Annotated in this window: 27 protein-coding genes; all 27 read right to left on the bottom strand. The window is 44.6% G+C overall.

Annotation, left to right across the window (positions count from 1 at the left end; genetic code table 11):
• Positions 1-57: 57 nt before the first annotated feature.
• The gene (gene rpsI / locus ACRRQV_RS17325; protein ID WP_033542771.1) at positions 58-450 is read right to left on the bottom strand and encodes a 30S ribosomal protein S9; all 393 of its coding nucleotides are present in this window, start codon (positions 448-450) and stop codon (positions 58-60) included.
• Between the two features lie 29 nt (positions 451-479).
• Positions 480-917, bottom strand: coding sequence for a 50S ribosomal protein L13 (rplM, locus tag ACRRQV_RS17320; RefSeq protein ID WP_432533283.1), 438 nt, complete (start codon positions 915-917; stop codon positions 480-482).
• A 195-nt stretch (positions 918-1,112) separates the two neighbouring features.
• On the bottom strand, positions 1,113-1,856 hold the full coding sequence (gene truA / locus ACRRQV_RS17315; RefSeq protein ID WP_432533280.1) for a tRNA pseudouridine(38-40) synthase TruA: 744 nt from the start codon (positions 1,854-1,856) through the stop codon (positions 1,113-1,115).
• Between the two features lie 11 nt (positions 1,857-1,867).
• Positions 1,868-2,665: an energy-coupling factor transporter transmembrane component T family protein gene (locus tag ACRRQV_RS17310; RefSeq protein WP_432533277.1), complete on the bottom strand. Its 798-nt coding sequence runs from the start codon at positions 2,663-2,665 to the stop codon at positions 1,868-1,870.
• Positions 2,662-3,534, bottom strand: coding sequence for an energy-coupling factor ABC transporter ATP-binding protein (locus ACRRQV_RS17305; RefSeq protein ID WP_432533274.1), 873 nt, complete (start codon positions 3,532-3,534; stop codon positions 2,662-2,664). Before ACRRQV_RS17305 ends, ACRRQV_RS17310 begins: the two co-directional genes overlap by 4 nt.
• Positions 3,510-4,358 (bottom strand): energy-coupling factor ABC transporter ATP-binding protein, encoded by an 849-nt coding sequence (locus ACRRQV_RS17300; protein ID WP_432533271.1) that lies wholly within the window; start codon positions 4,356-4,358, stop codon positions 3,510-3,512. The genes ACRRQV_RS17305 and ACRRQV_RS17300 overlap by 25 nt, the downstream gene beginning before the upstream one ends.
• Positions 4,359-4,676: 318 nt before the next feature.
• On the bottom strand, positions 4,677-5,051 hold the full coding sequence (gene rplQ / locus ACRRQV_RS17295; protein WP_300986753.1) for a 50S ribosomal protein L17: 375 nt from the start codon (positions 5,049-5,051) through the stop codon (positions 4,677-4,679).
• A 44-nt stretch (positions 5,052-5,095) separates the two neighbouring features.
• Positions 5,096-6,040 carry a DNA-directed RNA polymerase subunit alpha gene (locus tag ACRRQV_RS17290; RefSeq protein ID WP_432533267.1) on the bottom strand — a complete coding sequence of 315 codons (945 nt, stop codon included), beginning with the start codon at positions 6,038-6,040 and terminating at the stop codon, positions 5,096-5,098.
• A gap of 131 nt (positions 6,041-6,171) precedes the next feature.
• The gene (gene rpsK, locus ACRRQV_RS17285; RefSeq protein ID WP_006828953.1) at positions 6,172-6,561 is read right to left on the bottom strand and encodes a 30S ribosomal protein S11; all 390 of its coding nucleotides are present in this window, start codon (positions 6,559-6,561) and stop codon (positions 6,172-6,174) included.
• Positions 6,562-6,586: 25 nt separating this feature from the next.
• Positions 6,587-6,952, bottom strand: coding sequence for a 30S ribosomal protein S13 (gene rpsM / locus ACRRQV_RS17280; RefSeq protein WP_006828952.1), 366 nt, complete (start codon positions 6,950-6,952; stop codon positions 6,587-6,589).
• 24 nt (positions 6,953-6,976) lie between these two features.
• Positions 6,977-7,090 (bottom strand): 50S ribosomal protein L36, encoded by a 114-nt coding sequence (gene rpmJ, locus ACRRQV_RS17275; RefSeq protein ID WP_058386714.1) that lies wholly within the window; start codon positions 7,088-7,090, stop codon positions 6,977-6,979.
• Between the two features lie 37 nt (positions 7,091-7,127).
• Positions 7,128-7,346 carry a translation initiation factor IF-1 gene (gene infA / locus ACRRQV_RS17270; protein ID WP_006828950.1) on the bottom strand — a complete coding sequence of 73 codons (219 nt, stop codon included), beginning with the start codon at positions 7,344-7,346 and terminating at the stop codon, positions 7,128-7,130.
• Positions 7,347-7,762: 416 nt separating this feature from the next.
• Complete coding sequence (locus ACRRQV_RS17265; protein WP_432533260.1) at positions 7,763-8,416, bottom strand: adenylate kinase; 654 nt, start codon at positions 8,414-8,416, stop codon at positions 7,763-7,765.
• A gap of 65 nt (positions 8,417-8,481) precedes the next feature.
• Positions 8,482-9,777 carry a preprotein translocase subunit SecY gene (secY, locus tag ACRRQV_RS17260; protein WP_432533257.1) on the bottom strand — a complete coding sequence of 432 codons (1,296 nt, stop codon included), beginning with the start codon at positions 9,775-9,777 and terminating at the stop codon, positions 8,482-8,484.
• A complete protein-coding gene (rplO, locus tag ACRRQV_RS17255; protein WP_432533254.1) occupies positions 9,777-10,217 on the bottom strand; it encodes a 50S ribosomal protein L15 in 441 nt (146 codons plus the stop codon). Before rplO ends, secY begins: the two co-directional genes overlap by 1 nt.
• Before the next feature lie 33 nt (positions 10,218-10,250).
• On the bottom strand, positions 10,251-10,433 hold the full coding sequence (gene rpmD, locus ACRRQV_RS17250; RefSeq protein ID WP_432533251.1) for a 50S ribosomal protein L30: 183 nt from the start codon (positions 10,431-10,433) through the stop codon (positions 10,251-10,253).
• Positions 10,434-10,447: 14 nt separating this feature from the next.
• Positions 10,448-10,948: a 30S ribosomal protein S5 gene (rpsE, locus tag ACRRQV_RS17245; protein WP_106534456.1), complete on the bottom strand. Its 501-nt coding sequence runs from the start codon at positions 10,946-10,948 to the stop codon at positions 10,448-10,450.
• 20 nt (positions 10,949-10,968) lie between these two features.
• Positions 10,969-11,328 (bottom strand): 50S ribosomal protein L18, encoded by a 360-nt coding sequence (gene rplR / locus ACRRQV_RS17240; protein WP_432533247.1) that lies wholly within the window; start codon positions 11,326-11,328, stop codon positions 10,969-10,971.
• Between the two features lie 33 nt (positions 11,329-11,361).
• The gene (rplF, locus tag ACRRQV_RS17235) at positions 11,362-11,901 is read right to left on the bottom strand and encodes a 50S ribosomal protein L6 (protein ID WP_432533244.1); all 540 of its coding nucleotides are present in this window, start codon (positions 11,899-11,901) and stop codon (positions 11,362-11,364) included.
• Positions 11,902-11,931: 30 nt separating this feature from the next.
• Positions 11,932-12,330 carry a 30S ribosomal protein S8 gene (gene rpsH, locus ACRRQV_RS17230; protein WP_300990964.1) on the bottom strand — a complete coding sequence of 133 codons (399 nt, stop codon included), beginning with the start codon at positions 12,328-12,330 and terminating at the stop codon, positions 11,932-11,934.
• 29 nt (positions 12,331-12,359) lie between these two features.
• Positions 12,360-12,545, bottom strand: a complete 186-nt coding sequence (locus ACRRQV_RS17225; RefSeq protein WP_106534460.1) for a type Z 30S ribosomal protein S14 — start codon at positions 12,543-12,545, stop codon at positions 12,360-12,362.
• A 19-nt stretch (positions 12,546-12,564) separates the two neighbouring features.
• A complete protein-coding gene (gene rplE, locus ACRRQV_RS17220; protein WP_432533239.1) occupies positions 12,565-13,104 on the bottom strand; it encodes a 50S ribosomal protein L5 in 540 nt (179 codons plus the stop codon).
• A 27-nt stretch (positions 13,105-13,131) separates the two neighbouring features.
• Positions 13,132-13,443, bottom strand: coding sequence for a 50S ribosomal protein L24 (gene rplX, locus ACRRQV_RS17215; protein WP_432533236.1), 312 nt, complete (start codon positions 13,441-13,443; stop codon positions 13,132-13,134).
• Positions 13,444-13,478: 35 nt separating this feature from the next.
• Positions 13,479-13,847: a 50S ribosomal protein L14 gene (rplN, locus tag ACRRQV_RS17210; protein WP_033542790.1), complete on the bottom strand. Its 369-nt coding sequence runs from the start codon at positions 13,845-13,847 to the stop codon at positions 13,479-13,481.
• Between the two features lie 47 nt (positions 13,848-13,894).
• Complete coding sequence (gene rpsQ / locus ACRRQV_RS17205; RefSeq protein WP_432533232.1) at positions 13,895-14,158, bottom strand: 30S ribosomal protein S17; 264 nt, start codon at positions 14,156-14,158, stop codon at positions 13,895-13,897.
• 24 nt (positions 14,159-14,182) lie between these two features.
• Positions 14,183-14,383: a 50S ribosomal protein L29 gene (gene rpmC, locus ACRRQV_RS17200; RefSeq protein ID WP_036803912.1), complete on the bottom strand. Its 201-nt coding sequence runs from the start codon at positions 14,381-14,383 to the stop codon at positions 14,183-14,185.
• Positions 14,373-14,807, bottom strand: coding sequence for a 50S ribosomal protein L16 (gene rplP / locus ACRRQV_RS17195; RefSeq protein WP_432533227.1), 435 nt, complete (start codon positions 14,805-14,807; stop codon positions 14,373-14,375). Before rplP ends, rpmC begins: the two co-directional genes overlap by 11 nt.

The raw sequence follows: 14,807 nt of genomic DNA, 5'->3' as shown, positions 1-14,807 counted from the left end.
TGCACACAAAAAAAGCCCTCTTCTCGTAATGAGAAAAGGGCTTTAAACATTGCTGTATTAGCGTTTTGAGAACTGAGGTGCGCGACGAGCTGAACGAAGACCTGGTTTTTTACGTTCTTTCATTCGTGGGTCACGTGTTAACAATCCTGCAGATTTCAATGCTGGACGGAAAGCAGGGTCTACTGTAAGTAGAGCGCGCGCGATTCCGTGGCGAACTGCTCCAGCTTGTCCTGTGAATCCACCACCGCGTACGTTTACTAGGACATCATAGCTTCCTAGAGTTTCAGTAGCAACTAGTGGTTGTTTGATGATTTGTTCAAGCGTTTCGTAAGGAACATAATCCGATACGTCACGGTTGTTAATTGTAATTGTGCCATCGCCAGGTACTAACCGTACGCGAGCTGTTGAGTTTTTACGGCGACCTGTACCTAAATATTGAACTTGTGCCAAAGGTGTATCCTCCTCTTATTTACTAATGATTATCCGCGAAGTGTGTATGCTTCCGGTTGTTGTGCTTGGTGGTTGTGTTCTGGTCCAGCGTAAACGTGAAGTTTTCTGAACGTTTGGCGGCCTAAAGAGTTTTTAGGAAGCATGCCTTTGATAGCCAATTCAAGCATTTTCGTCGGGTATTTTGTGCGCATTTCAAGTGCAGTACGCTGTTTCAATCCGCCGCTGAACTGAGTGTGGCGGTAGTAGATTTTGTCTGTAAGCTTTTTGCCTGTAAGGTGAATCTTGTCAGCGTTGATGATGATCACGTGATCTCCAGTGTCAACGTTTGGTGTGAATGTTGGTTTGTATTTCCCGCGTAAGATTGAAGCGACTTCAGAAGCTAAACGTCCAAGAGTTTGCCCTTCTGCATCGACAACTAACCATTTACGCTCTACTTCGTGACCTTTAGCCATGAATGTTGTACGCATGTATATTGTCCTCCTAATAAATCGTCTCTTTTTTTAAATCAAATCTCTTCGTTCCGTTGTTCCGTTTTTTCGTTATCCCTAGCACTAATAACCTTCCGGGGCATATCGTGGGGGTAATGAAAATACCATACATCATGTTATAACGCCAGCGCTAGAAAGTCAAGCGTTTTTCTTAAAACACCTGGAAAAGTTGTTTCAGTGGCTATAGGTCACTTTTTCCAAGTACAGGCCATGTGCAGCCGCCGTTTTTCCAGCAGTGCTCCGGTCAGCAGCTGCCACAATAGAAGCAAGCTCATCGGCCGTTCTTCTGCCAAGCCCAACTTCCATTAATGTGCCCGCGATGATTCGGACCATATTGTATAAAAACCCCGATCCTTCGATCACCATGTGCAGTTCTTCCCCGTGCTCTTCGAAATCCAATCGCCGAACCGTCCGGACTTTATCAACGACGCCTGTATTCGCTGCACAAAAACTGGAAAAATCATGCGTCCCTAAAACGGATGCTGCCGCTTTTTTCATTGCTATTACATCCACTTGCTGTTTCACATGCACCATGTAATTACGCGTGAACGGCGAAATGATTTTGCTTCGGTCCCATTTATAGCGGTAGGTTTTCCCGCTCGTATGGTAGCGCGCGTGAAAAGTGGCATCCGTTTCTCCAATCTCCAAAACGCGGATATCCTCCGGCAGCAAAACATTCAATGCCTTTAGCCATCCCTGCATCGGAATCGACAGCGGCGTGTCAAAATGGATCACTTGCCCTGTCGCATGGACTTTGGCATCTGTGCGCCCGCTTGCCACTACTTGAACCACTTGCCCTTTATGAATGGTCGCTAAGACTTTCATCAGCTCCTGTTGCACTGTGCGGGAGTCTGGCTGCACTTGGTAGCCTGCAAAGCCAGATCCGTCGTAGGCAATTGTCGCTTTCATTCGTTTCATACATTCTCTCCTTAAATCCGTAAATACCACAACAAAACAGCAAGTCCGCCGAGCAGCACCAAACTCAGCGTGTCAACAAACCGCCAGTTCAGCTGCCGGTAGCGCGTTCTTCCTTCGCCGCCTCGGTAGCCCCGGACTTCCATTGCCGTCGCCAAGTCTTCCGCACGTTTAAAGGCGCTGACAAACAGTGGAATCAATAAAGGCACAACTGCCTTCACCCGCTCTTTTACCGGGCCTGAGCTGATGTCCGACCCTCTAGCCATTTGCGCTTTCATGATTTTGCCCGTTTCATCCATCAAGGTAGGGATAAAGCGCAGCGAAATCGACATCATCAACGCTAATTCATGAACGGGCAGCTTCACTCGTTTGAATGGCCCAAGCAGCACTTCAATGCCATCCGTTATCGAGATGGGAGAAGTCGTCAGCGTCAAAATGCTTGTGATGAACACCAGCACCAAAAAGCGGATCGAAATGAAAATCCCTTGGCGCAGCCCTTCTTCATAAATTTCAATAAACCCAAAATTGAGGAGCAGATCCCCTTCTTTTGTAAAGAAAATATGCAATAAAAACGTAAAAACCACTAAAATAATGACGGGTTTTAAACCGGTAATCAAAAAATACAGCCGGATTCTCGATAAAAACACTACCATCAACGTAAAAGCCAATAAAATTCCGTATGTCACTGCGCTATTCGCGATAAAGACAATCGCAATAAACAAGAAGACAAACAAAATCTTCGTTCGCGGATCCATTCGATGAACAAAGGAATTTCCTGGAATAAATCGGCCGAATATCATTTTTTCCATCATTGAGAGCCACGCTCCTTCAAAAGCGCGAGCGCAATGTTTTTGGCCAAGGTTTCTTCGGTCAATGAAATTCCATCTAGTAGAAGACCGGTTTTTTCCTCGAATTTGCGTTGAAGCTGGATTGTGCGCGGTGGTTCCAGCCGATAATCCGCCAGCTGCTCATCGTTAGTAAAAATGTCTCTTGGTTCGCCTGCAGCTACACAGCGTCCGTTATGCATAATGGCGACTCGATCCGCATATCGCGCAGCATCTTCCATGCTATGTGTCACGAGAACAGTCGTCAATCCTTTTTGAATATGAAGCTGATGAAAGAGATCCATAATTTCCCGGCGCCCTTTTGGATCGAGTCCAGCAGTTGGCTCATCAAGCACCAACACATCCGGGTCCATGGCAAGCACTCCGGCAATTGCCACTCTTCGCATTTGCCCGCCCGACAAGTCGAACGGAGACTTGTCCAAGACATCCGCCGGCAAGCCCAATTGCTCCACGAGCTCATGCGCACGCCGGCTTGCTTCTTCCTCAGGGACCCCAAAGTTCAAGGGGCCGAACATGATATCTTTTAACACCGTCTCATCAAACAGCTGCTGCTCCGGGAATTGGAACACGATGCCGACTTGGCGGCGTACATCCCGCAGATTCTTCGCTTTCGTGCCTGACTGGATTTTGCGGTCGCCAATGACAACCGATCCTTCTGTCGGCTGCAGCAATGCGTTTAAATGCTGCAGCACAGTGGATTTGCCTGATCCGGTATGGCCGATAATCGCCGTGTACGATCCAGATGGAATATGCAGCGAAACATCATGCAGCGCTCTTTTTTCAAAAGGCGTATCTTGCGCATAGCTGTACCCTACTTCTTGAAGTAAGATGTCCATAACTCTTCCACCAACTCATCTTCTGACATATGTTCCTTGTGGATTTCCACTCCAGCCTCCTGCAGCAAATGCGTCATACGCATCGCAAAAGGCAAGTCGAGTCCAAGATCTGCTAAGGCATTGCTTGAGACAAATACCGCTTCCGGCGTGCCTTCTGCGTGCTTATGCCCGGTATTCATCACAATGATGCGATCTGCGAGTGCCGCTTCTTCCAAATCATGCGTAATCGAAATGACCGTCAGGCCCGTTTCTTTTCGCAGTTCCCGGATCGTTTCAATCACTTCCACTCGCCCTTGGGGATCGAGCATGGACGTTGCTTCATCCAAGATCAATAATCGCGGGCGCAAAGCCAAGGCGCCGGCAATCGCCACCCGCTGTTTTTGGCCGCCCGATAAATGATGAGGTTCCTGATCCAAAAACTCTTCCATCTTAACTTGGCGCAGCGACTCTTTGACACGCACTACCATGTCAGCGTGGGGCACGCCGTTATTCTCGAGCGCGAATGCCACGTCATCTTGTACGGTAGCTCCAACAAACTGGTTGTCTGGATTTTGGAACACCATCCCCATTTGAGAACGGATGTCCCATAAACTTTCTTCAGACATCGTCAAGCCCATCGCGTTTACGCTCCCGCTTTGCGGAAACAACAAGCCGTTCATCAATTTGGCTATGGTCGACTTGCCAGATCCATTATGGCCAACCAGCGCGATCCACTCTCCCGCATTGATTTCAAACGACAAGTTCTCCACGGCGGGCCGTACAGTTTCGTTATCTGGTGCATATGTAAATGTCACATTTTTAAATGACAATATGGTCGAATTCATCTCAACTAACCTCCTCTAACTCCTGCTAGCTCTACTCTACTCGGTACCCTGTAGGTATGTAAATATAACAAATTTCCAATCGGGAAATTTTTACGATTTCTCAAAAGCTCTGTAAATAAAAAAAGCGCGCACCTCATTCAGAGAAATGCGCTTTTCTGTCTCTATGGCTTCCCCGGTTGCTTAAGCCGGGGTTGAATGAGGTGCGTAGAGCTAGACAAGACGCCGCCTTTCGGCTCGCTCATCATAACACTCAGCTTTTCATATTGTCGTATAAATCATGATGCTAAAAGAAGAGGGCGCAAACCCTCTTCCACTGGATTAAACTAATTCAATAATTACGATTGGTGCGCCGTCTCCGCGACGAGGCCCCATTTTCATGATGCGAGTATATCCGCCTTGGCGTTCTGCGTAACGTGGTGCAACGTCATCAAATAGTTTTTGCAAAGCAAAAATTGTTGATTCGTTACCTTCCTCATCCGTAGATGTTACCAATTCACGACGCATCCATTCTGCTGCTTTACGGCGAGCATGAACGTCTCCGCGTTTCCCAAGAGTAATCATTTTTTCTACAGTTGAACGCACTTCTTTCGCACGAGCTTCAGTCGTTTGAATGCGCTCATGTACGATTAAGTCTGTTGTAAGGTCACGTAATAGTGCTTTACGTTGAGAACTTGTACGTTGAAGCTTTCTCATTGAAGTTTCCCTCCTTTGGTAAATAGTTCAGAACCTTAAGGCAATCAGTCTTCTTTACGAAGTCCTAGTCCTAAATCTTCCAACTTCACTTTTACTTCTTCAAGTGATTTGCGTCCAAGGTTGCGGACTTTCATCATATCGTCTTCCGACTTGCTTGCCAACTCGTGCACCGTGTTGATGCCCGCGCGTTTTAAGCAGTTGTAAGAACGGACCGAAAGATCTAATTCTTCGATAGTCATCTCAAGAACTTTTTCTTTTTGGTCTTCTTCTTTTTCAACCATGATTTCAGCCGTTTGTGCCTCGTCTGTCAATCCTACGAAGATGTTCAAGTGCTCAGTAAAAATTCTTGCGCCAAGCGCGATCGCCTCTTTTGGACCAATGCTGCCATCTGTCCATACATCAAGAGAGAGTTTATCAAAATGAGCCAGTTGACCCACCCGAGTATTTTCCACTTGGAAATTAACGCGTGAAACTGGAGTGTAAATAGAGTCAATCGGAATAACGCCGATCGGAAGATCTTCACGTTTGTTTTGATCTGCCCGGGCATATCCACGGCCTCTGTTCGCATACATGCGCATACGGAGATGGCCATTTTTTGCGATTGTTGCAATATAAAGATCCGGATTCAGAATTTCAACGTCACTATCGTGCGTGATATCTGCAGCCGTAACCGTTCCGTCACCTTTCACATCAATTTCAATGACTTTTTCTTCGTCAGAGTAAATTTTCAGCGCAAGTTTCTTAATGTTCAAAATGATGGATGCCACGTCTTCTTCAACACCTTCAACAGTGGAGAATTCGTGTAAAACACCGTCAATTTGAATCGAAGTAACTGCAGCGCCTGGTAAAGATGAAAGTAAGATTCGACGTAAGGAGTTTCCTAAAGTGGTTCCATATCCACGCTCAAGAGGTTCAATAACAAATTTTCCATATTTGGAACTGCTATCGATCTCAATCGTTTCAATCTTTGGTTTTTCTATTTCGAGCATTCATTTACCCTCCTTCAAAACGTCGGTGTTTATTTTCGCTTCATCAAGAACTCGAGAGTCTAAGACTTTCGCTACGATTCAGAACACATTCAGTAAGTCGTGATGTTCAAAAATCCGATTCAGATTAACGATTATACGCGACGGCGTTTTGGCGGACGGCAACCGTTATGAGGTACTGGAGTTACATCTTTGATAGCTGTAACTTCTAGTCCGGCAGCTTGAAGTGCACGGATAGCAGCCTCACGACCTGAACCAGGACCTTTAACTGTAACTTCTAAAGTTTTAAGGCCGTGTTCGATTGATGTTTTAGCAGCGGTTTCTGCAGCCATTTGAGCAGCGAAAGGTGTAGATTTACGTGAACCTCTAAATCCTAGAGCACCTGCGCTTGACCATGATACTGCATTTCCTTGCATATCTGTAATTGTAACAATTGTGTTGTTAAATGTTGAGCGGATGTGAGCAATACCAGATTCGATATTCTTTTTCACACGACGCTTACGAGTTTGTTGTTTACGTGCCATGTTAAGAAGAAACCTCCTTTACTGATTATTTTTTCTTGTTAGCTACAGTTTTACGAGGACCTTTACGCGTACGCGCATTGTTCTTCGTATTTTGACCGCGAACCGGTAGTCCACGACGATGGCGGATTCCTCGGAAGCTAGCAATTTCCATCAAGCGTTTGATGTTCATTGAAACTTCACGGCGAAGGTCACCTTCGATTTTGTATTGATCTAATTGTTCACGGATATTGTTCAACTCATCTTCTGTAAGATCACGAACTCGTGTTTCTTCAGAAATGCCAGCAGCAGAAAGAACTTTCTGTGCAGTTGTTTTACCAACACCGAAAATGTATGTTAATGAAATAACAACGCGTTTGTCGCGCGGAATGTCAACACCAGCAATACGTGCCATGTGTGCGATGCACCTCCTTCATTATTAGCCTTGTCTTTGTTTGTGTTTCGGATTTTCACAGATTACCATTACTTTACCGCTTCTGCGAATAACTTTACATTTTTCACAGATCGGTTTCACAGATGGTCTCACTTTCATCTAACCTAACCTCCTTAGTAGTCCGGAGTGCAAAAGATTATTTAAAACGGTATGTGATACGACCGCGAGTTAAATCGTAAGGAGAAAGTTCCACTGTTACTTTATCTCCTGGCAGAATGCGGATAAAGTGCATGCGGATCTTGCCAGATACATGCGCAAGAATCGTATGGCCATTTTCCAATTCTACTTTAAACATCGCGTTAGGCAAAGTCTCAACGACTGTTCCTTCGATTTCAATTACATCGTCTTTCGCCATCGACCCAGTCTCCCTTCTGTATACAAATCAGGTTCTCATCTTCAAACAGTATTTGCTGATTGAATAGTACTGCTACATTCATTCACCAGGATCGCATGAGTGACAGTTGAAGACAACTCCGAGTTCCGCTACCCGCGCTTTGTGCGGGTCGGGGGTAATCCGGTAAAGCCAGTCTGCCTCATGTATCCTCGGCCGCCCGGACTGCCTTGGATGAGTTCCAAACCCGTTACACAGATGCTTCCACGAAACCCATTATACAACGTCCGATGTTGAATTGCACGGCACAAAGACCAGAGACAATCTGCACCGAATGAAGTATAACCAGGCATTTTATGCTTTTGCAGCTCTCGAGAATTCATTTCTCCTGTGCCCCTTAAAGCCACATGGAGGCAACTAACTGCGCCCGGCGCCGAGTATTACCCTCGGTCGCCCTTTAGAAGAGCATCAATGTCAGCAAATACTTGTTGAATGTCCTGCTGTCCATTTATATTCCCCAGCACGCCTTTGCTTTCGTAGAAATCAAGAAGCGGCTGTGTTTGTTGCATGTTTACTTCTAAGCGTTTTATCACAGTTTCAGGTTTGTCGTCTTCGCGTTGGTAAAGCTCTCCGCCATCTTTGTCGCACACGCCTGCTGTTGCCGGCGGGTTAAACACAGTATGGTAAGCAGTTCCACAAACTTTGCAAATCCAACGGCCAGTCAACCGTGCAATCAACTCATTTTGTTCAACTTGAATATTTACGACATGCTCGATTCTTTTGCCGAGATCAGCAAGAAGAGATTCTAGCGCTTCAGCTTGAGGAACTGTACGTGGAAAGCCATCTAATAGAAAGCCTTCTTCACAATCTACTTTGCTAAGACGCTCACGGACGATACCGATAGTCACTTCATCAGGTACTAATGCACCTTGATCCATGAACGATTTTGCTTTCAAGCCTAGTTCCGTTCCACCTTTGATAGCGGCGCGAAACATATCACCTGTAGAAATATGAGGGATGTCGTACTTCTCAACAATTTTGTCTGCTTGAGTGCCTTTGCCGGCACCAGGAAGACCCATTAATACGATATTCATACGGTTTTGCCCCCTCAGACAAGTGGACAAGGAAACGCGCCAACGTTCCCCGGTTCGTCCATTGATTATTTCATAAAGCCTTTATAATGACGTTTTACAAGTTGTGATTCCAGTTGTTTCATCGTTTCAAGCGCTACCCCTACTACAATCAAAAGGCTTGTTCCGCCGATTTGTGCCGATTGAGGCAAACCTGCTAGGTTGATAAAGAAAATCGGCATAATAGCTACGATTGCAAGGAATAGTGCACCAACGATGGTCAATCGGTATAACACTCGCGTTAAGTAATCTTGTGTATTTTTACCCGGACGGATTCCTGGAATATAGGCGCCTTGCTTTTTCAAGTTATCCGACACGTTTTCAGGGTTTACCTGAATGAATGCGTAGAAATACGTGAATGCGACGATCAAAGCAACATAAATAATCATGCCGACAGGTTTCGTGTAATCAAACGTATTCTGGATCGCATCTGTAAACGCGTTGGCTCCAAAGAATGAAGCAATGGTTTGCGGCGTAATAAGGAACGCCACTGCAAAGATTACAGGAATAACTCCGGCCGCGTTCACTTTCAACGGTAAATGCGTTTGTTGCCCAGCGGTTGTTTGGCCACGGCCAGCAACACGCTTAGCATACTGAATTGGAATTTTACGCAGCGCTTGCTGAACATAAATAACCAAAACCGTAATCGCTAGAACTGCTAATGCAATCAACGCCAAGATGGCGATGTTGATTGGAAGCTGATCTCCAGCTCCTTCAATCTGTTGTGCATAAAGTTGGTTAATAGAACCAGGTATTGCAGCGACAATCCCTGCGAAGATGATAATCGAAATACCGTTCCCCACACCTTTTGCCGTAATCTGCTCACCAAGCCACAGTAAAAATGCTGTACCTCCGGTTAAAACGATGGCAATCACAACATACGTTGAGATTGTGTCATTCAGGATTAACGTTCCACCATACATTTGGTTGAACCCATAAGACATGCCGATCGCTTGAATGAAGGCAAGTACTATTGTGAAGTAGCGAGTGAATTGAGCAAGTTTCCGTCTTCCGACTTCGCCTTGTTTCGCCCACTCTGCAAATTTCGGTACAACATCCATCTGCAATAATTGCACGATGATTGATGCTGTAATGTAAGGCATGATTCCCATTGCTAGAATCGAGAAGTTAGCTAGGGCGCCTCCACCGAAAGTATTTAAGAATCCAATCAAACCCATTTGATCAGTAGCTTGCAATACTGATGCGTCAACGTTTGGTACTGGAATGAAAGTTCCGATACGGAAAACGACGAGCATCAATAGTGTAAAGATGATTTTATTTCGAATATCAGTCACGCGCATAAAATTGGAGATTGTCTGAAACATTATACCACCTCGGTTTGTCCACCGGCAGCTTCAATCGCTTCTTTAGCTGATCCAGAGAATTTGTGAGCTTTGACAGTAAGTTTTTTTTCTAAACTACCATTGCCAAGAATTTTAATTCCAGAACGTTCATTGCTCACAACACCTGTTTCAAGTAACAATGCAGGTGTGATTTCTGTGCCTTCTTCGAAACGGTTTAATACGTCTAAGTTAACTACTGCGTAGTCTTTACGGTTAATGTTCGTAAATCCACGTTTTGGCAAACGACGGAACAAAGGGTTTTGTCCACCTTCAAATCCAGGGCGAACACCGCCGCCTGAACGTGCGTTTTGACCTTTATGACCTTTACCTGATGTTTTACCAGTACCTGAACCGATACCGCGTCCGATACGCTTTCTTGAGCTGCGTGATCCTTCTGCTGGTTTTAATTCATGAAGTTTCATTTGGTTGGCACCTCCTTCTATAGAAATCAGAAATTAAACTTCTTTAATAGTAACTAAGTGAGCGACTTTATCAAGCATTCCGCGAACGGCTGCATTGTCTTGCTGCTCAACTGTTTGATGCATTTTGCGAAGGCCCAGAGCCTGAACAACTTTACGTTGGTTCGGTTTTGCGCCAATCACAGATTTTGTGAGGGTAATTTCTAGTTTAGTAGCCATGTAATTTTCCCTCCTTATCCTAATAGCTCTGCTGTAGTTTTACCGCGAAGTTTAGCCACTTCGTCAGCACTCTTCAGTTGAGTCAAGCCATCAATTGTTGCACGAACCATGTTGATTGGTGTGTTTGAACCTAGAGATTTAGACAAGATGTCTTGTACTCCTGCAAGTTCAAGTACCGCACGGACAGGTCCGCCAGCGATTACTCCAGTACCTGGAGAAGCAGGTTTGATGAGGATTTGACCTGCACCAAAACGGCCGATTACTAGGTGTGGAGTTGTACCTTTAACCATTGGCACTGCAATAAGGTTTTTCTTAGCATCTTCGATACCTTTACGGATCGCATCAGGAACTTCCTGTGCTTTACCAGTACCAAAGCCGACATTACCGTTTTTGTCTCCTACTACAACTAAAGCGGAGAAACGGAAACGACGTCCACCTTTTACAACTTTCGCTACGCGGTTAATCGTAACTACGCGTTCTTCAAGTTCAAGTTTGTTTGGATCAATACGACGCATGAAATGTGTCCCTCCTTCTTTTAAAATTGTAATCCATTCTCACGTGCAGCTTCAGCTAAAGCTTTAACACGTCCGTGATATAAATAACCACCGCGGTCAAAAACAATCGATGTCAATCCTTGTTCTACAGCGCGTTTAGCGATAGTTTCGCCAATTTTAGCTGCAGCTTCAAGATTTCCTGTCGAGCCTTCGAAATCTTTTTCCATTGATGATGCGCTAACAAGTGTTACACCGTTAGTATCGTCGATCAATTGAGCGTAAATGTATTTGTTAGAACGGAATACGTTTAAACGTGGGCGCATTGCTGTACCCGAAATTTTAGAACGTACACGTGCATGACGTTTTTTACGAGATGCGTTTTTATCGAGTTTCGTAATCACTGAGGTCACTCCTTTCAGCCTGCCTAAGCAGCATTATTTACCTGTTTTACCTTCTTTGCGGCGAACTGCTTCTCCCTCATAGCGAATCCCTTTGCCTTTATATGGCTCTGGTGGACGCACTTGGCGGATGTTAGAAGCAAGAGCTCCAACACGTTCTTTATCAATGCCTCTGATGATAACTCGTGTGTTTGCTGGCACTTCAACTTGAAGACCTTCTTCCGGAGTAAATTCTACCGGGTGAGAGTATCCAACGTTTAGAACCAATTTAGTTCCTTGTAATTGCGCACGGTAACCTACACCGACTAATTCAAGTGCACGTTCAAATCCTGCTGAAACTCCAGTAACCATGTTCGCAAGCAACGCACGGGTTGTACCGTGGATTGTGCGGTGTTCTTTCGAGTCAGTAGGGCGTGTCAATGTTAGAACGTTTTCTTCTAGAGCAATAACGATATCTTTGTTAAATGCGCGAGATAATTCGCCTTTAGGTCCTTTTACTGTAACGACGTTGTTTTCGCCGACAGTAACTGTAACTCCAGCGGGTACCTCGATTGGTTTTTTACCTACTCGTGACATTCTGTTGCACCTCCATTCGTTTGTGGTTTATTACCAAACGTATGCTATGATTTCTCCGCCGATTTGTTTCGCGCGGGCTTCTTTATCAGTAATTAGACCTTGTGATGTCGATACTAGAGCAATCCCTAGACCGTTCAGTACACGAGGTACCTCATTTGTTTTAGCGTATACACGCAATCCTGGTTTTGAAATACGTTTCAAGCCAGTAATAACGCGCTCGTTGTTAGCTCCGTATTTTAAGAAAATGCGGATCATACCTTGTTTGTCATCTTCAACATATTCAACGTCACGAACGAAACCTTCACGCTTTAAAATTTCAGCGATGTCTTTTTTCACGTTAGAAGCCGGAAGCTCTAATTTCTCGTGACGAACCATATTTGCATTACGAATGCGTGTCAGCATATCTGCAATCGGATCTGTCATTGTCATTACATTTACCTCCTTCCCAAATTAGGGGATTACCAGCTGGCTTTTTTGACACCAGGAATTTGTCCCACATATGCAAGTTCACGGAAACAAATACGGCAAAGTTTAAATTTGCGTATTACTGAATGCGGACGTCCGCAACGTTCACAGCGTGTGTATGCTTGTACATTAAACTTTGGCGTGCGTTTTTGTTTTGCGATCATAGATTTTTTAGCCACGTTTACGCCTCCCTCACGTTTACTTTTGGAACGGCATTCCGAATTGTGTTAATAACTCACGAGCTTCTTCATCAGAGTTCGCAGTTGTTACAATTACGATGTCCATACCGCGTACTTTAGAAACTTTATCATAATCGATTTCAGGGAAGATCAATTGTTCTTTCACGCCAAGTGTGTAGTTACCGCGTCCGTCGAAAGATTTTTTCGATACGCCACGGAAGTCACGTACACGTGGAAGTGAGATAGCAATCAATTTATCCAGGAAGTCGTACATACGCTCTCCGCGTAGTGTAACTTTACATCCGATCGGCATACCTTCACGAAGACGGAAGCCAGCGATAGATTTCTTAGCTTTAGTAATAACTGGTTTTTGACCAGTAATCGTTTGTAATTCTTCAACAGCCGCATCAAGCGACTTTGTGTTTTGTACAGCTTCACCAACACCCATGTTGATAACAATTTTATCTACTTGAGGTGTTTGCATAACTGACGTGTATTCAAACTTGCTCATTAGAGCAGGAGTGATTTCATTCACATATTTTTCTTTTAGGCGGTTCATGTGTGTACCTCCCTTCATTCAGGAATTTTATTTATTAAACTTGTCACCGGATTTTTTTGCAACACGAACTTTTTTGCCATCTTCAACCTTATATCCTACACGAGTCGGCTCGCCGGATTTAGGGTCAAGTAACATTACGTTAGAAACGTGAATCGCTGCTTCTTGGCTGACAATTCCGCCTTGCGGATTTGCCTGGTTCGGTTTTGTATGCTTTTTAACGATGTTGACACCTTCAACAAGCACACGTTCTTTCTTAGGTAAAGCAGTCAAAACAACGCCTGTTTTGCCTTTGTCTTTGCCTGAGATTACCTTAACTGTATCGCCTTTTTTAATATGCATTCTGTCGCACCTCCTTGGTATTGCACAATGATTTATTAAAGAACTTCAGGAGCAAGTGAAACGATTTTCATGAAATTGTTGTCGCGAAGTTCGCGTGCAACAGGTCCGAAAATACGTGTTCCGCGTGGACCTTTATCGTCACGAATAATGACACATGCATTTTCATCAAATTTGATGTAAGTACCGTCTTTACGGCGAGCTCCGCTTTTCGTGCGAACGATAACAGCCTTAACGACTTCACCCTTCTTAACAACGCCACCTGGTGTTGCTTTTTTCACGGTACAAACGATTACGTCACCGATGTTTGCAGTCTTGCGACCAGAACCACCAAGTACTTTAATCGTCAATACTTCACGAGCACCCGAGTTGTCTGCAACTTTTAAACGACTTTCCTGTTGGATCACTTAGGTAACCTCCCTCCGGAATTTCTTACGTTCCGAATTTATTTAAATTAAATGATAACCGCTTTTTCTACAACTTCCAATACGCGGAAACGTTTTGTAGCTGATAACGGACGAGTTTCCATGATGCGAACTACGTCGCCCATTTTCGCTTCGTTTAGCTCATCATGAGCTTTAAATTTCTTAGAGTATTTAACACGTTTGCCATAAAGTGCATGCTTCTTTTGAGTTTCAACCATTACTGTAACGGTTTTGTCCATTTTGTCAGACACAACACGGCCTGTGTATACTTTGCGTTGGTTACGCTCAGTCATACCTGCAAACCTCCTCTCGAATTATCAGTTATTTCCACTGATTTCTCTTTCATGAATCACAGTTTTCATACGGGCAATCGCTTTACGTACTTCGCGGATGCGAGCCGTGTTTTCTAATTGACCAGTAGCCAATTGGAAGCGAAGGTTGAAAAGCTCTTCTTTCAGTGATTTCACTTTTTGTTCGATTTCAGCAGTGGTTAAGTCACGGATTTCATTAGCTTTCATTCGATTCACCACCAATTTCTTCACGTTTTACGAACTTCGTTTTGATCGGAAGTTTGTGAGAGGCAAGGCGCAATGCTTCGCGTGCCACTTCTTCAGATACTCCTGCAAGTTCGAACATTATTTTGCCAGTTTTGACAACGGCTACCCAACCTTCAGGTGAACCTTTACCAGATCCCATACGAACCTCTAGAGGCTTTTTCGTATATGGCTTATGCGGGAAAATTTTGATCCAGACTTTACCGCCACGTTTCATGTAACGAGTCATGGAAATACGTGCAGCTTCGATTTGACGGTTAGTGATCCAAGAAGACTCTAATGCTTGAAGACCAAACTCGCCGAATGCGATTTCTTTGCCGCCTTTAGCTTCTCCGCGCATCTTGCCGCGGTGCTCTCTGCGATATTTAACGCGTTTAGGCAATAACAT

Origin of the sequence: Planococcus sp. YIM B11945, assembly GCF_050864155.1 — a bacterium.
In the GTDB taxonomy this organism is placed as follows: domain Bacteria; phylum Bacillota; class Bacilli; order Bacillales_A; family Planococcaceae; genus Planococcus.
The sequence above is the reverse complement of the archived record's forward strand: the minus strand, read 5'-3'. Positions and strand labels throughout refer to the sequence as shown.

Excerpts from the sequence above, each read along its gene's own strand:
- rplM (WP_432533283.1), bottom strand. The coding sequence starts at position 917 with ATGCGTACAACATTCATGGCTAAAGGTCACGAAGTAGAGCGTAAATGG.
- truA (WP_432533280.1), bottom strand. The coding sequence starts at position 1,856 with ATGAAACGAATGAAAGCGACAATTGCCTACGACGGATCTGGCTTTGCA.
- ACRRQV_RS17310 (WP_432533277.1), bottom strand. The coding sequence starts at position 2,665 with ATGATGGAAAAAATGATATTCGGCCGATTTATTCCAGGAAATTCCTTT.
- ACRRQV_RS17305 (WP_432533274.1), bottom strand. The coding sequence starts at position 3,534 with ATGGACATCTTACTTCAAGAAGTAGGGTACAGCTATGCGCAAGATACG.
- ACRRQV_RS17300 (WP_432533271.1), bottom strand. The coding sequence starts at position 4,358 with ATGAATTCGACCATATTGTCATTTAAAAATGTGACATTTACATATGCA.
- rplQ (WP_300986753.1), bottom strand. The coding sequence starts at position 5,051 with ATGAGAAAGCTTCAACGTACAAGTTCTCAACGTAAAGCACTATTACGT.
- ACRRQV_RS17290 (WP_432533267.1), bottom strand. The coding sequence starts at position 6,040 with ATGCTCGAAATAGAAAAACCAAAGATTGAAACGATTGAGATCGATAGC.
- rpsK (WP_006828953.1), bottom strand. The coding sequence starts at position 6,561 with ATGGCACGTAAACAACAAACTCGTAAGCGTCGTGTGAAAAAGAATATC.
- rpsM (WP_006828952.1), bottom strand. The coding sequence starts at position 6,952 with ATGGCACGTATTGCTGGTGTTGACATTCCGCGCGACAAACGCGTTGTT.
- rpmJ (WP_058386714.1), bottom strand. The coding sequence starts at position 7,090 with ATGAAAGTGAGACCATCTGTGAAACCGATCTGTGAAAAATGTAAAGTT.
- infA (WP_006828950.1), bottom strand. The coding sequence starts at position 7,346 with ATGGCGAAAGACGATGTAATTGAAATCGAAGGAACAGTCGTTGAGACT.
- ACRRQV_RS17265 (WP_432533260.1), bottom strand. The coding sequence starts at position 8,416 with ATGAATATCGTATTAATGGGTCTTCCTGGTGCCGGCAAAGGCACTCAA.
- secY (WP_432533257.1), bottom strand. The coding sequence starts at position 9,777 with ATGTTTCAGACAATCTCCAATTTTATGCGCGTGACTGATATTCGAAAT.
- rplO (WP_432533254.1), bottom strand. The coding sequence starts at position 10,217 with ATGAAACTTCATGAATTAAAACCAGCAGAAGGATCACGCAGCTCAAGA.
- rpmD (WP_432533251.1), bottom strand. The coding sequence starts at position 10,433 with ATGGCTACTAAACTAGAAATTACCCTCACAAAATCTGTGATTGGCGCA.
- rpsE (WP_106534456.1), bottom strand. The coding sequence starts at position 10,948 with ATGCGTCGTATTGATCCAAACAAACTTGAACTTGAAGAACGCGTAGTT.
- rplF (WP_432533244.1), bottom strand. The coding sequence starts at position 11,901 with ATGTCACGAGTAGGTAAAAAACCAATCGAGGTACCCGCTGGAGTTACA.
- rpsH (WP_300990964.1), bottom strand. The coding sequence starts at position 12,330 with ATGACAATGACAGATCCGATTGCAGATATGCTGACACGCATTCGTAAT.
- rplE (WP_432533239.1), bottom strand. The coding sequence starts at position 13,104 with ATGAACCGCCTAAAAGAAAAATATGTGAATGAAATCACTCCTGCTCTA.
- rplX (WP_432533236.1), bottom strand. The coding sequence starts at position 13,443 with ATGCATATTAAAAAAGGCGATACAGTTAAGGTAATCTCAGGCAAAGAC.
- rpsQ (WP_432533232.1), bottom strand. The coding sequence starts at position 14,158 with ATGACTGAGCGTAACCAACGCAAAGTATACACAGGCCGTGTTGTGTCT.
- rpmC (WP_036803912.1), bottom strand. The coding sequence starts at position 14,383 with ATGAAAGCTAATGAAATCCGTGACTTAACCACTGCTGAAATCGAACAA.
- rplP (WP_432533227.1), bottom strand. The coding sequence starts at position 14,807 with ATGTTATTGCCTAAACGCGTTAAATATCGCAGAGAGCACCGCGGCAAG.